The following is a 14064-nucleotide window of genomic DNA, read 5'->3' on the forward strand; positions in this document are numbered from 1 at the left end:
CGGCTTTTGTCTTTCGCTGTCAGTTTTTCCCGTCGCTTTGATTAAGGAACTCAGATCATTCGTTCTGAGTTGTTGGTTAGTTGAGTTGGTGACCACACACCACGTCATAATCTGGCGATTATGGATGGTTGTCTGTAGTAAGTGTCTGATAGATAAGCGATGTGTAGTTTGTGTCTTTCATTGGTATGGCATGCTTTCACGAAATTTCGTGATTCTATGTCCCTATATGAAGGTACTAAATGATGAAAAAAATCTTACTCACACAACGCTTTGTTGAGCGCATCCTTTCTAACCATCTGGTTCAAGAGTTTTACGATACAAAAGTCCCTGAGTTGTATTTAAGAGTTTATCCGTCAGGAGGTAAGCGATTTTATATTCGCTTTCAGCATGAAGGGTTAAGGGTTCACCGCAAGCTTGGTAAAGCAACCGACCTATCATTACGAGAGGTGCGAAAGCAAGTGGTGAATGAAGTTCACCAGACTCGTTATCTGGCAGATATAAAAGATCTGCCACCAATAACGATTCGGGTCTTCGCTGAGGAATTTTTTAAGCGTTATCCTCGCCACTGGAAACCAAGAACGACGGTAAAGAATAAGAGCGCCTTTCGTTTACATATCGCGCCTATTTTAGGCGATAAACAGGTTCACTCCATAGAGCGAAGAGACATTGAAGGGTGGTTTGCTCAGTTAAATCACGTGAAAGGCTCAGCGAATCAAGCGTTAGTGTTGATGTCTGTCATGATGCAGCAGTGTGAAGCGTGGGGGTATCGACATAGAAACACTAACCCTTGTCGTCACTTTAAGCGTTATAAAGCGGGAGAGGTCGAACGCTACCTCAGTCCGGAAGAGTTGCGTAGCCTATGGCATGTACTCGAAACGTTAGAAGCCGATAACCCAATTCTCGTGATGATTATACGATTATTGATATATACAGGGTGCCGTTCTTCGGAAGTGAGAACGTTGCAATGGAAAGATTACAGGGGAGGGCATTGGCATTTATCAGACAGTAAAACAGGTGCAAAAACGGTGTATCTTTGCTCACCGGTTAGGGCGTATCTAAAAGAGTGGCGAACAGAGAGTGATTATATTTTTCCTGCACGATGCCATACCAAACCGATATCTGAAGTGGCCTTGAGTTCGTTCTGGCGTAAAGTGCGCCGTTTAGCCGAGTTAGCCGGTGTGCGCCTACATGATTTACGCCACACGTACGCCAGTATTGCAATTCAATCCAACATTAATCTGACGGTGCTTAGTCGCTTACTGGGTCACGCGGATGTAGAAACGACGCTGAAATATGCCCACTTAAGCAGTCTGGATGCTTGTAAAGCGGCCTCTCATATATCAGCGACTTTGGCTAAGGGGATGCGCTCATGAGCTATATTAGACTCACTCAGAAAAAGATTAAGTATTTATTGCCCCAACCCAAAACTTATGTTGTTTGGGATACAAAGCAATATGGGTTTGGGGTGCGAGTAGGCAAAGACGCTTCCCGTTTTTATGTCATGAAGACAGGCGGTGGCAATAAGATTATAGCGCCTGTCGATAGTCTATCTCTTCGTCAGGCTCGTCAAAAAACGTTAAGCCTGATGCAGGATAATGATAAGAGTAGGGCAATTGGGGCGATGCGTTTTGATGCATTGGTACAGGGTGAATGGTTACAAAAAGTGTGCTCAACATGGAAAACCAGCTCACAGGGAGGGGCAAGAGGGGCATTAAATAAACACTTATTACCAGAGTTTGGGCATTACCCCGTCACTCGTATTGATTCGTGTCATGTGCAGCGTTGGTTTGATGAGTTAAGCCAAGACTATACTGGAGCGGCTAATCGCACTCTTGATGTGCTGCGTTCCATTTTTAAATATGCCGAGAGACAAGGGTATTGCTTAAAAAATCCTTGCGATGGTATCAAGCAGAACCGAAAAAAGAAGTTGAATCGCTTTTTAAGTCTGGATGAATTATCGCGACTTGAAGGGGCTTTACGAACGGTTAGTCAGCAGGGAGAAATTGAGGCGTGTTGCTGTCAGGTCATAAAGCTGGTGCTTTTGACGGGGTGTCGGATTTCAGAGGTGACGGGATTGCAATGGTCCTTTATCAAAGGAGATGAATGGCATTTGCCAGACAGTAAAACGGGGGCGAAAGTGGTTTATGTGGGTAAAGATGCTCGAAAACTCCTTTCGGAAATAGGGAAACAGTTTTTTGACTCTAGTGGTAATGATGTTTTTTCACCTCTTCGCTGTTATGTGAGTCGGCCTACTAAGGTTGGGATGGTATGGCAAAGAGTACGGGTGTTAGCCGATATTGCAGATGTACGTATTCATGACTTACGTCATACTTTTGCCAGTTATGCGGTGCTGGAAGGTTATCCGCTCCCGATGGTCGCTAAGCTCCTTGGTCATAAACGTATCTCTTCAACACTTCGTTATATGCATGTCAGTGAGCACCATGTGACAGAGGCAGTAGATACTCTGGGGGCGGTAATAACGGGAATATTAGTCGAGCCTAAAGAAGTACAGCCCAGAAAACGAAAACGTACCACAAAGGCATTGAAGGCAGACAAACCTAACCCCGAACCAAAGGCAATAAAAGGGAAATTCAACATTTTGCCAGAATTAACGGATGAGCAGATAAGTGATATTAGAGCTGAGTTGGATTTTTTGAGTTGGTAGTTATCTTGAATCCCTATAAAGCCACTTTTTGGGAGTGGCTTATCCTATTATTGCCCATTATTATATTCGGCCATCAACATGCGCGTTCGTAGACAACTGGAATTTACCCAACCCCTGATCATGTGACGATAACAAGACTCATGCAGTAAAAATGACTTTTTATGTTGGTAAGGTCGCTTCGGGACAAAAGCGAGATAGAAAAAACCAGCGCAAGTTGCACTGGTTGGCAAGAGAGTGTTAGTTATTTAGTAAATTGCACGGTAGGAAGAACAACTCTTGGTAGTCTCATTCGCTCACATTGGGAGCTTAAATATTCTCGCCAGTACGGCCAAACATGGTAACTAGCATTTTTTAATGAGAACTCATCGATACACTCTTGAGCTAAAGGGGAGTTCATTCTGTACTCAGCAATGAAGTCACTTTCAATAGCGGCTTTGACATCTGGTTCATCAGTATTTTCAGATGGAACAATCCATCGAGTACCAAGGCGTACGAAGACTCGAAGTAGCTCACCGTCGTCTTCAATTTGAACCATTTCACTTTTGTGTACAACGTGCATTTGCTGAACATGGATCTCTTGCATCTCATTAGATGATTTGGGATCAAAGTCGTCAGCACAGAATGCTCTTGCACCCTTCTGATACACATCTTCAATTACTAGGTTTTCAATGGCTTTCTGTAATTGGTTGCTATTTTTACTAGCCATAATTAGCCTCTAAAGAAAACTCATGTTTGTTCAGAATATGAGTTCTCTTGATATTAGATCTATCTTGAAAGTTAACTACTTTGACAGTAGTCCAGTCAGCAGCAATTTGACGCTTTACACCAGCATTAGCCATTAACTTATCGAGAGAAGCTGGCACATCACGAGCGACTCTGATTAGTCTATCCATTGCTTCGGATTGCATTACGTCATCAGACTCATATTTAGAAAATGCTACTGGGCCGCCGCCAAATATTTTTGCTGCATCCTCTTGGCTGAGATCCCAGCTTTTACGAAGCTCACGCACTTCAGCACCGGTCAGAAGACCTTGTACTTGTTTTTTGAAAGCAATCATTGAGCGTTTGTTTACGCGTGCATCGGCTGCGGTAGCTTGTTCACTTCCGCAAGCGTCGCAGATTGAGAATTGGCTGACAATATTACCTTCATTCCCCATGTGCTCTACATGAATCATTTCCTGCTCAGTGCTCAAGTGGCCTTCTTCGCAGATTGGACAGATTTTAGTTGCCATTTTTTAGCCCTTATTGCGAAACATGACAAGACACAAGCAAAAGAATCTTACCTGTCTTACCAATCGCAAACTTTACATAGTAGTTACAGCTAATGTACTTGTAAGCGTACTCTATCCACTCTTCTCTTTGTAGACGGTAGCTATCACAAGCCGCCCAAGGACCTGTTGGTTTCTGTACGCACCATTCAGATTTTAAGTATTGCCCTTGTTTTATTGCTTGTTTTAATAATTCATTAATATCGTCGGTATCTAATGCTAGATTTTGGATATCTGTTTTGCATTGTCGTGTCCAAGGAATAGGCGTATTACCTTCAGATTCAAGAATCTTAAGGACGACTTCTTTTTCATACAACGGGCCGACTATGTTAATACGTCCTGTTGTTGTGCTTGTAGGTGGATCCTGCTCAAAAGCACTAACGTTGCGCTGATTATTTACCATTATGGTAAGTTTTTCCAGTTTTTTATAGTATTTGCACTTTCTAGTTTTAAAAATGCGGCGTTTTTATGCAATCAATCATACATGGCACATCATATGTGTAGCAATGATGTCTGTTTCATGATGGCACAAAATATTTGTTGCACTAAGTCTCACAATTCTCTGAAATCCTTAGTGCATCTTCAATCTCGACACCAAGGTATTCAATCGTGCTTTCTAACTTAGCATGACCAAGAAGTAACTGAATAGCCCTAAGATTCTTCGTTTTAGCGTAGATCAAAGAAGCCTTGGTTCTGCGCAGTGAATGCGTGCCGTATTGCGTTTTATCGAGTCCTATATCAGTAACCCATCGATTAACCATGGTGGTGTAGTAATGGTACGAGATGGGCTGCCCCTCACGGCGTGGGCTTGGAAACAGATAGTCTGTTGGTAACAACGATTTTTGGATGATCCATTGTGACAAGGTTTGCTGAGTCTTGGGCGTGATCTCGAAGTGTACTTCTTGCTGGGTCTTCTGCTGTTTCACTATGGTTCTCGACATTACGCAGCCACTGCGACTGACATCTTGCACTTTCAAATTACGTAAATCACACGACCTCAACTTACAGTCGATTGCTAGATTGAACAGTGCCAACTCAAACAAGCGTTCTTCCAATTCAAGTCGAATACGGATACGCCAAATGTCCTCTAGTTTGAAGGCTTTCTTCTGACCTACACGCTTTCCTTTATTCCAAGCTTCCATAATGTGCTCCTTACTTCATAAAAATGCTCTTTAAGTAAGGCAGAAATCAAAGACAATGCTGCATCCAGTGGTATGATTGACGGAATATTTCTATAACAAGAAAACTTCTAATGAATCAAACAGAACAACAGTATTTGAAAGAGCTTGAAGGCAAGCTTTGGAACGCCGCAGACAAGCTACGCTCAACGCTAGACGCGGCGCAGTACAAACACGCAGTGTTAGGTCTAATCTTCGTTAAATACGTCTCTGATGCGTTTAACCTGCGTCAGGATGAAATCAAAGCCGACATTGCTAACCCTGAGCACGAATACTACTTAGATCCTGCTGATTACTCTGAAGAAGAGCTAGTGGCAGAGATTGCTATTGAACTAGAACAGCGTGATTTCTACACAGAGAAAAATGTGTTCTGGCTACCTACGGAATCGCGTTGGCAGTTCCTGCAAGACAATGGCCCATTAGTTATTGGTGGGGCTGAACTTGATATTAATGGTAAGCCTAAGAAGATCACTTCTGTTGGTCATTTAATTGATAACGCACTTGAAGGTATCGAGCGTGATAACCCGAAACTGAAAGGTGTGCTTAATAAGCTGTACTCTGGTTTGAAAATTGACCAAGCAAAGTTGAATGAACTCATCAACTTGATTGCCACCATCCCGTTTGTTCATGCTGATTTAAACAGCAAAGACATCCTTGGTCATGTATATGAATACATGTTGGGTCAGTTTGCTTTGGCAGAGGGAAAACGCGGAGGATCTTACTATACGCCAGCCTCGATTGTTTCTATGATCGTTGAGATGATTGAACCGTTTGAAGGTCGAGTCTATGATCCTGCAATGGGTTCTGGTGGTTTCTTTGTTCAATCAGAGAAGTTCATCGAACGCCATGCAAACGAGAAGAAGGTTGATGCCCTTACTCAGAAACAGAAGATCTCTATCTACGGTCAGGAATACAACCATACAACATGGCAACTAGCGGCGATGAACATGGCGATCCGTGGTCTTGATTACGATTTTGGTAAAGAACCAGCAAGTACCTATACCAATGTTCAGCACCCTGATTTACGTGCCGACTTCATCATGGCTAACCCTCCATTCAACATGAAAGAGTGGAACACGGGCGTAGATGATAACGATCCTCGCTTCAAATACGGCCAACCACCATCAGGCAACGCTAACTTCGCATGGATGCAGCACATGCTTCATCACCTTGCTCCTGAAGGCTCTCAGGCGCTTCTGTTGGCAAATGGCTCCATGAGTTCAACGACCAACAACGAAGGCACTATTCGTCAGGCGTTAATCGAGAATGACTTGATTGAATGTATGGTTGCGCTTCCCGGTCAATTGTTTACCAACACACAGATCCCTGCTTGTATCTGGTTCTTAACTAAGAACAAGAACCCTCGCGTTGATAAAGCGGGTCGTAAACTGCGTGGTCGTAAAGGTGAAGTGCTGTTTATCGATGCGCGTAACCTTGGTTTCATGAAAGATCGTGTATTACGTGACTTCAGCTTTGATGATATTAAGAAAGTAGCTGACCTATTTCATGCATGGAAAACAGGTGAAGAAGTTCATGGCTTAGCTTATGAAGATCAGGCTGGTTTTTGTAAATCTGTAACGCTAGAAGAAATTACTAAGCATAATTTTGTTCTGACTCCCGGTCGTTATGTTGGCGCTGTTGAGGAAGAGAGTGATGGTGTTCCTTTTGCTGAGAAGATGGCAAAACTGACCTCGAAATTAAGTGAGCAGTTTGTAGAATCTGCAACGTTAGAAGCAGAGATCAAGATGAACCTAGCGGGGTTGGGCTATGAGCTGTAATTGGCCTCAGGTGAAACTTGGAGAACTTGTTGAAATCACTTCAAGTAAACGGGTCAAAATGGCTGACTACGTTGAAAAGGGAGTTCCTTTCTTTCGCTCTAAAGAGGTAATAGAGCGTTACAAAGGAAATGCGATAACTACCGAATTATACATAACGGAAGAACACTACCAAACTATCAAAGATAAATTTGGAGCGCCTGAAGAAGGTCATATATTGCTTACATCGGTAGGCACTCTTGGTATACCTTATCAAGTACAGGCGAATGATAAGTTTTACTTTAAAGATGGAAACTTAACTTGGTTTAAAGAATTTGCCGATGCCATCGATGCGGAGTTTTTATTTTATTGGTTAACATCTCCAATAGCGAAAAGAAAGTTTGGTGAGATAACAATCGGTTCAACACAAAAAGCACTGACCATTGTTGCCCTTAAAGGGATTGAAATTGATTTGCCACCCAAAAATGTTCAAAAGCAAGTGGTGCAAATAGTTAAATCTTTAGATAAGAAACTCTCAAACAATCGTGGTGTTAATAAGACTCTAGAACAAATGGCTCAAACCATTTTTAAATCGTGGTTTGTCGATTTCGATCCAGTAAAAGCCAAAATGAACGGCGAGCTACCAGAGGGTATAGATGCAGCCACTGCCTCGCTATTCCCAGAAAAGCTCGTTGAGTCTGAGTTGGGTTTGATCCCTGAAGGCTGGGAGCCTAAACAACTCAAAGATGTACTTGAGCTAGCCTATGGTAAAGCTCTTAAGAAAACTGACCGTGTAGCTGGTGATGTTCCCGTGTATGGCTCGGGTGGTTTGACGGGATACCATAATCAAAGCCTCGTGGAAGGCCCCGGAATCATTGTTGGTCGTAAAGGTACTGTTGGCTCTGTGTACTGGGAACCCAAAGCATTTTATCCAATTGATACAGTCTTCTACGTGAAACCGAAAGCAGGTTATTCACTGAAATATTGCCACTTAGTATTACAAAATCTTGGCTTGAAAGACATGAACACGGATGCTGCCGTACCGGGATTAAATCGAAACAATGCATATCGTCTCGATGTGATTACGCCTAGTGAGTGTGTACTCAAAAAGTTTGAAGAAATGATGCAGTCTTTCCAGTCAAAGGTTGATGCCAACAATGCACAAAATGCAAGCTTGGAGTCTTTACGCGATACGCTACTTCCCAAATTACTTTCCGGCGAGTTTATTTTAACTGATTCTTCAGAGGCTAAAAATGTCTAATTGGACAGAAAAATTAAGTAATCATCCGCTGCACGATACACTTGACCAATTACTAAGTTGGGTTCAGCTTGAAGTTGACACTATCACTGACGATATCTCTGAAGTACGACGTTTTGAAAATGTTATTAGGAGAGTGCAACATAATCTCAAACAGGTAGACCCTGAATTTGTTGCAATTAATGAATTAGATGCTTTTAACACTGCACTTAGACATCAAAATGTTTGGAACCAAGTAAACAGCTTCCATAGCAATGGAAATGCGGCTCATATTCGTAATGCAAATAACCAATTAACTAACGCCCTTGCCAACAAATACTGGTTAGTATCTCCAATGGAAGGGGGGCCAAAAGTTGAACAAGATCATTTGCGAGAAATCTATGATGATTTAGCTAGCAAATTTCAAGATTTAAAAGATAAGCTCGAAAACCTGCAAAAAGAAAAGGGTGAACTAGAGACAGTTATCGAAAATAGAAGGCAAGAAGTTGATCAACAGATATCACAGTGGCAACAACAATTTTCTGATGCTCAAGAAAAACGCTCTGAAAACTATCAGGATTGGAAGAGTAGCTTAGATAAAGATATCCGAGGTGACTCAAAGCAGCTAAAAACAGACACTGCTAATGAATTAAATTCTATAAAAAAAGAAACCTTATCTGCTCTAGATGACTTGAAAACACAGTCAGAAAATAAGCACAAACAAATTCAAGAACTGTATGAATTAGCTTCCGGAGATAGTATTTCTGGTGGCTATACTAAAACAGCCAAAAATGAAGAAGAACAGGCGAATTTATGGCGTTGGCTGTCACTTTCTTTTGTACTAGCAACTGTTTTCTGGATTTATTCTGCTTACGATGAGTATCGAGCTGAGTCCCCCTCACAAGTGAAAGTAACAGCTACAGTAAAACAAAGCCCAATATCGCACACAAGCTCAACAGAAAAAGTAGAAGGCTTCAACTGGTCGAAGTATCTTCTCACATTTTCTTTAACTGGTGTGCTGTTGTTTGGAGCTGGATATACAGCTCAGCAGTCTTCAAAACATAGGGAAGAAGCAAGAAGAACAAGGCGCTTTGCTTTGCAAGTAAAAGCTCTTGATCCTTATATCAGTTCTCTTGATTTTCAGGATCAAACAGAGATTAAGAAAAAGCTTACAGAGAAGTTTTTTAATGGCGTCGATCATACAGCCCCCCTTCCTGATACCACCTCAATTTCACCAAAAGTCGCTTCACAACTAGTGCAAGCTCTCACTGATATTGCAAAAGGGAAGTAATGATTTACAAGAGCACGGTTAACTCGCTTTCCGGCGAAATCGAGTTAGACAAAGTGTTAGACGTTTAAAATAAGGACATTAAGACGTGTTTAAAATTGATAAGGAATCCAACCGAATTTCAAGAATAGAAACTAAACGTTTTAGTGATCTTGGTTTTCGAGAACGTGATCACCTGCAAGAATGGCTAGCGAACCAACCAGACGCTTTAGGTGAAGAGCTACTTATCATTCAAAAAGAATTCGATGGGTTTGATGATACGAGAGAGCGCCTTGATCTATTAGCTATGGATAAAGACGGGAACCTTATCATTATAGAAAACAAGCTTGATGATACTGGTCGTGATGTCATGTGGCAGGCTCTTAAATATGCGTCTTATTGTTCTAATCTAACCAAGTCACAAATTGTCGATATTTATCAGGGCTATCTAATTAAGTATTGCGGTGGTGGTGATGCAAAATCTCAATTATGTGAATTTCTAGATGCTCCTGATTTGAGTGAAGTCGTTCTTAACTCTGGTATGAATCAACGCTTGATGTTAGTTGCAGCCAACTTTAGAAAAGAAGTAACAAGTACGGCATTGTGGTTATTGAATCATGGCATTCAGGTTCAATGCTTTAAAGTGACGCCTTATTCAATGGCTGAAGATCTTTTTCTTAACGTTGAGCAGATCATTCCGACTCCTGAAGCTAAGGAATTGATGATTGGAATGAATGCCAAAGAAGCTGAAGAAAAGAACACAGAAGCAGAAATTAAGAATCGACACCGAATCAGAATGGCCTTTTGGGAGAGAGCATTAGAATCCATGAAGGGTAGCCAATGCGATTTGTTCAACAATATCAATCCAAGCAAAGATCACTGGCTAAGTGCTGGCTCCGGTGTTCGTTCTTGTCCGTTTACCTTGATCTTTGGTGTTAGAGAGGTTCGAGTTCAGCTTGAAATGACTCGTACTGGAGGTTTGGAAAATAAGTTCTTGTTTGACCAGTTACTAGAACAGATAAGTCCAATCGAATCCTCTTTTGGTCAACCTTTGGAGTGGTTGCGGTTAGATGATAAAAAAGCATCTAGAGTTCAGCTACGAAAAGAGTTTGATGGGTACGATCGAGAACAATGGCAAGAGATGATTGACTGGCTAGTCGAGCACATGATCTTACTCGAAAAAGCGTTTAAATCTCCACTTCAAGTGGCAAGTGATAAATTAAAAAATACTACTTTTGAGGGTGGAGCCGAGGCATGATCACTGAAGACCAGTTAGAACAAGAATGTATTAGATGGTTCACCGACCAAGGTTACCTTTACAAAAATGGTTATGACATAGCGCCTGATGGCGACTCTCCAGAGCGTGATGACTACCATCAAGTGGTATTAAAACAAAGGCTATTAAATCAGTTAGAAATCATAAACCCAGAGCTGCCGATAGAGGCTCTGAATGATGTGGTTAACACGGTTTCTTCACCTGATACGCCAATTCTTATTAAAAACAACCGCGCCTTCCACAAGTTTGTGATTGAAGGGGTACCTGTTGAATACACGGCTGTTGAAGACGGTGAATCGAAGACGAAGCATACTCATGCTCAGTTAATGGATTTTACGACGCCTGATAACAATGAGTTCCTTATCGTGAATCAGTTTACGATTACAGGTACCAAAGGAAACCGCCGCCCTGATGTTGTGGTGTTTATTAACGGCTTACCAATCTCAGTCATCGAGTTAAAAAATCCAGCCGATGAGCATGCCGACATTTGGAATGCCTTCAATCAGCTTCAAACCTACAAAGATGAAATTTCAGATCTGTTTGTTTTCAATGAAGCGTTAATTGTCAGTGATGGTTGGACGGCTCGCGTTGGTTCATTAACGGCAAATAAAGAGCGATTCTTACCTTGGAAAACAGTCGCTACGGAGGACGATAGACCGTTATTGGAATTTCAATTAGAAACCATGGTTCGTGGCTTCTTCAAGCAAGATCTACTCCTCGATTATATTCGTTACTTTGTACTATTCGAAACTGACAACGACAAAATCATCAAGAAAATTGCAGGTTATCACCAGTTCCACGCAGTGAGAGCGGCTGTTGAGGCGACGGTTCGCGCCGCCAATACATCAGGTAACTTCCTTGAGAGCACAATACCTGCCCTAGAAAAGATTAAGCAAGGTAGCGGTAAAGCTGGCGTGGTTTGGCATACACAAGGCAGTGGCAAAAGTATATCTATGGTTTGCTACGCAAGTAAGCTGTTACAGCAAGCATCCATGAATAACCCAACGATCGTGGTGGTGACTGATCGAAATGATCTCGATGGTCAGCTTTACAACACCTTTGGGATGGCGCAAGAGACGTTAAAGCAAATACCTCAGCAAGCGGACGACCGAGATGCGTTACGTGAACTGCTTTTAAATCGCCAATCTGGCGGCATCATATTCACGACGATTCAAAAGTTCGCTTTATTAGATGAAGAGACAGAGCACCCTAGGCTATCTGAGCGAAGTAATATTGTTGTCGTTTCTGATGAAGCGCACCGCAGCCAGTATGGCAACAAGTCAAAGATGGTTGAAGTGAAGGACAAAAACGGCACTGTAACGGGTCACAAGTACGTTTATGGTTATTCCAAGTATATGCGTGACGCATTGCCTAATGCTTCATTCATAGGCTTTACAGGGACACCTATCGCAATGGATGACAAAGACACGCGTGGTGTTTTTGGTGAGTACGTCTCTATCTATGATATTCAAGATGCCGTTGATGATGGTGCCACTGTACCTATCTACTACGAATCTCGCCTCGCTAAGCTTGATATTAACCAAGATGAAATTGAGCAGCTTAACGATAAAGTTGAAGATGAAATCGGTGAAGATGAAGAAACGGCAGATCGTGAAAAAGTAAAATCAGAATGGGCAACGCTAGAAAAGCTGGTAGGCGCAGAGCCTCGCATTGAACAAGTAGCAAAAGATCTGGTTGAGCACTTCACTACTCGAACATCGACATTTCCCGGCAAGGCAATGATTGTCTCGATGAGCCGAGAAATCTGTGTCGACCTCTACAATGCTATTGTGGCAATTAAACCAGAATGGTATCACCCAGATACCGATAAAGGTGCAATCAAGATTGTGATGACTGGCTCTGCATCAGACAAAGAAAAGATGCAGCCTCACATCCACGATAAGAAAACCAAAAAGCTGTTCGAGAAGCGTTACAAAGATACTGACGATGAACTTCAGCTCGTTATCGTTCGAGACATGTGGCTTACAGGATTCGATGCACCTTGTTGTCATACTATGTATATCGATAAGCCAATGAAAGGGCATAACCTGATGCAGGCTATTGCTCGTGTTAACCGAGTATTCAAAGATAAACCCGGTGGTTTGGTTGTCGATTATATTGGTATTGCAAACGAACTTAAAAATGCATTGAAAACCTATACCAACAGTCAAGGTAAAGGACAACCAACCGTCGATACGGCAGAAGCGTTTTCAGTATTGATGGAGAAAGTTGATATCATCAGAGGGATGTTTGCAACACCCGTTGATACAAAGGTATTCAATTACCGTCCAGACTTCGAAACGGATGCATTGCGCTTGCTACCGGGAGCAGTGAACCATTTGTCAGGGCTGTCTCACACTGATGCTAATGGCAAACAAGTAAGAGATGGTAAGAGGCGCTTCCTTGATGTAATGGCAGCGTTAACTAAGGCATATTCTCTATGTAATACCATGGATGAAACTCAAGGTTATAAGAACGAAATTGCTTTTTACTCTGCGATTAAGACGGCTTTCATCAAGCATTCAACGGTAGACAAAAAGCGCACCGATGAAGAGCGCAATACAGCGTTAAAGCAAATTCTAAATAATGCAGTTATAGCTGATGGCGTTGATGATATTTTCTCGATGGTTGGACTGGATAAGCCAAATATTGGGCTTCTGTCTGAAGAGTTCTTAGAAGATGTAAAGAACATGAAAGAGAAAAACCTTGCGGTAGAGCTGTTAGAAAAGCTACTTCGTGATGAAGTTAAATCTCGAATGAAGAACGATGTCGTACAAGAGAAGAAATACTCTGAACGTATTATGTCGACGCTGCAAAAATACCATAACCGCAGCATTGAAACGGCTCAAGTTATCGAGGAGCTGATTCAATGGGCAAAAGAGATGCAAGAAGATGGAGAGTTACTAGATAAGCTCAACCTCTCTGTCGACGAAATAGCTTTCTATCGCGCCTTGGTCGACAACGAATCCTCGGTTAGAGAACTTGGTGACGATAACTTACGTAAGCTGGCTATTGAACTGACTCATCAACTGCGTAAGTCAGCTACGGTTGATTGGCAAAAGAGGGATAGTGTTCGTGCTCGTATGCGTAATCTTGTTCGTCGCTTACTTCGCCGTTGGAAGTACCCACCTGATGCTGCTGAAGAAGCAATTAAGCTTGTGTTAGAGCAGGCTGAAGTGCTGGCTGATGGTTGGTATGCAGCTTAAGTAAAATAAAGGCAAGGTTTAAAACCTTGCCTTTTGCGTATTTATTCATTACTGATTTTCACATGTAGTGTGGTATTGGCTGGGTCAGACATAAAGTAATGAACTGAGGATTATGTAGACCATCGACTCTAAATGATTTCTGTCCATTTTTTAGGTATTTTGAGGCTTTGTTGCGTAATTCAGTTTAGATACAGAGTCGTCCCGTTTAGTGTG

The 14064-nt window shown here is 42.1% G+C and carries 11 protein-coding genes; 7 read left to right on the forward strand and 4 right to left on the reverse strand.

Annotation, left to right across the window (positions count from 1 at the left end):
* The first annotated feature begins 239 nt into the window (after positions 1 to 239).
* Positions 240 to 1373 (forward strand): tyrosine-type recombinase/integrase, encoded by a 1134-nt coding sequence (locus OC193_RS24425; RefSeq protein ID WP_230853856.1) that lies wholly within the window; start codon positions 240 to 242, stop codon positions 1371 to 1373.
* A complete protein-coding gene (locus OC193_RS24430) occupies positions 1370 to 2665 on the forward strand; it encodes a tyrosine-type recombinase/integrase (RefSeq protein ID WP_048666191.1) in 1296 nt (431 codons plus the stop codon). Before OC193_RS24425 ends, OC193_RS24430 begins: the two co-directional genes overlap by 4 nt.
* A 241-nt stretch (positions 2666 to 2906) precedes the next feature.
* On the opposite strand, the gene OC193_RS24435 is transcribed toward OC193_RS24430, so the two are convergent.
* From OC193_RS24435 to OC193_RS24450, 4 genes are all read right to left on the reverse strand, one after another.
* Positions 2907 to 3371, reverse strand: a complete 465-nt coding sequence (locus tag OC193_RS24435) for a hypothetical protein (protein WP_048666192.1) — start codon at positions 3369 to 3371, stop codon at positions 2907 to 2909.
* On the reverse strand, positions 3364 to 3897 hold the full coding sequence (locus OC193_RS24440) for a type II toxin-antitoxin system MqsA family antitoxin (RefSeq protein ID WP_048666193.1): 534 nt from the start codon (positions 3895 to 3897) through the stop codon (positions 3364 to 3366). Before OC193_RS24440 ends, OC193_RS24435 begins: the two co-directional genes overlap by 8 nt.
* Positions 3898 to 3907: 10 nt before the next feature.
* Positions 3908 to 4336, reverse strand: coding sequence for a hypothetical protein (locus OC193_RS24445; RefSeq protein ID WP_048666194.1), 429 nt, complete (start codon positions 4334 to 4336; stop codon positions 3908 to 3910).
* 142 nt (positions 4337 to 4478) lie between these two features.
* Positions 4479 to 5075, reverse strand: a complete 597-nt coding sequence (locus OC193_RS24450) for a tyrosine-type recombinase/integrase (RefSeq protein ID WP_048666195.1) — start codon at positions 5073 to 5075, stop codon at positions 4479 to 4481.
* 110 nt (positions 5076 to 5185) lie between these two features.
* Between OC193_RS24450 and OC193_RS24455 the strand changes: the two genes are divergently transcribed.
* The 5 genes from OC193_RS24455 (at position 5186) to OC193_RS24475 (ending at position 13851) form a co-directional block, all read left to right on the forward strand.
* Positions 5186 to 6889 carry a type I restriction-modification system subunit M gene (locus OC193_RS24455; RefSeq protein WP_048666196.1) on the forward strand — a complete coding sequence of 568 codons (1704 nt, stop codon included), beginning with the start codon at positions 5186 to 5188 and terminating at the stop codon, positions 6887 to 6889.
* Positions 6879 to 8126, forward strand: coding sequence for a restriction endonuclease subunit S (locus OC193_RS24460; RefSeq protein WP_080968097.1), 1248 nt, complete (start codon positions 6879 to 6881; stop codon positions 8124 to 8126). Before OC193_RS24455 ends, OC193_RS24460 begins: the two co-directional genes overlap by 11 nt.
* Positions 8119 to 9393, forward strand: coding sequence for a hypothetical protein (locus OC193_RS24465; RefSeq protein WP_048666197.1), 1275 nt, complete (start codon positions 8119 to 8121; stop codon positions 9391 to 9393). The genes OC193_RS24460 and OC193_RS24465 overlap by 8 nt, the downstream gene beginning before the upstream one ends.
* Before the next feature lie 85 nt (positions 9394 to 9478).
* Complete coding sequence (locus tag OC193_RS24470; RefSeq protein ID WP_048666198.1) at positions 9479 to 10627, forward strand: DUF4268 domain-containing protein; 1149 nt, start codon at positions 9479 to 9481, stop codon at positions 10625 to 10627.
* Positions 10624 to 13851 (forward strand): type I restriction endonuclease subunit R, encoded by a 3228-nt coding sequence (locus tag OC193_RS24475; protein ID WP_048666199.1) that lies wholly within the window; start codon positions 10624 to 10626, stop codon positions 13849 to 13851. The genes OC193_RS24470 and OC193_RS24475 overlap by 4 nt, the downstream gene beginning before the upstream one ends.
* Positions 13852 to 14064 lie beyond the last annotated feature (213 nt).

The organism is Vibrio crassostreae, from assembly GCF_024347415.1.
GTDB lineage: Bacteria > Pseudomonadota > Gammaproteobacteria > Enterobacterales > Vibrionaceae > Vibrio > Vibrio crassostreae.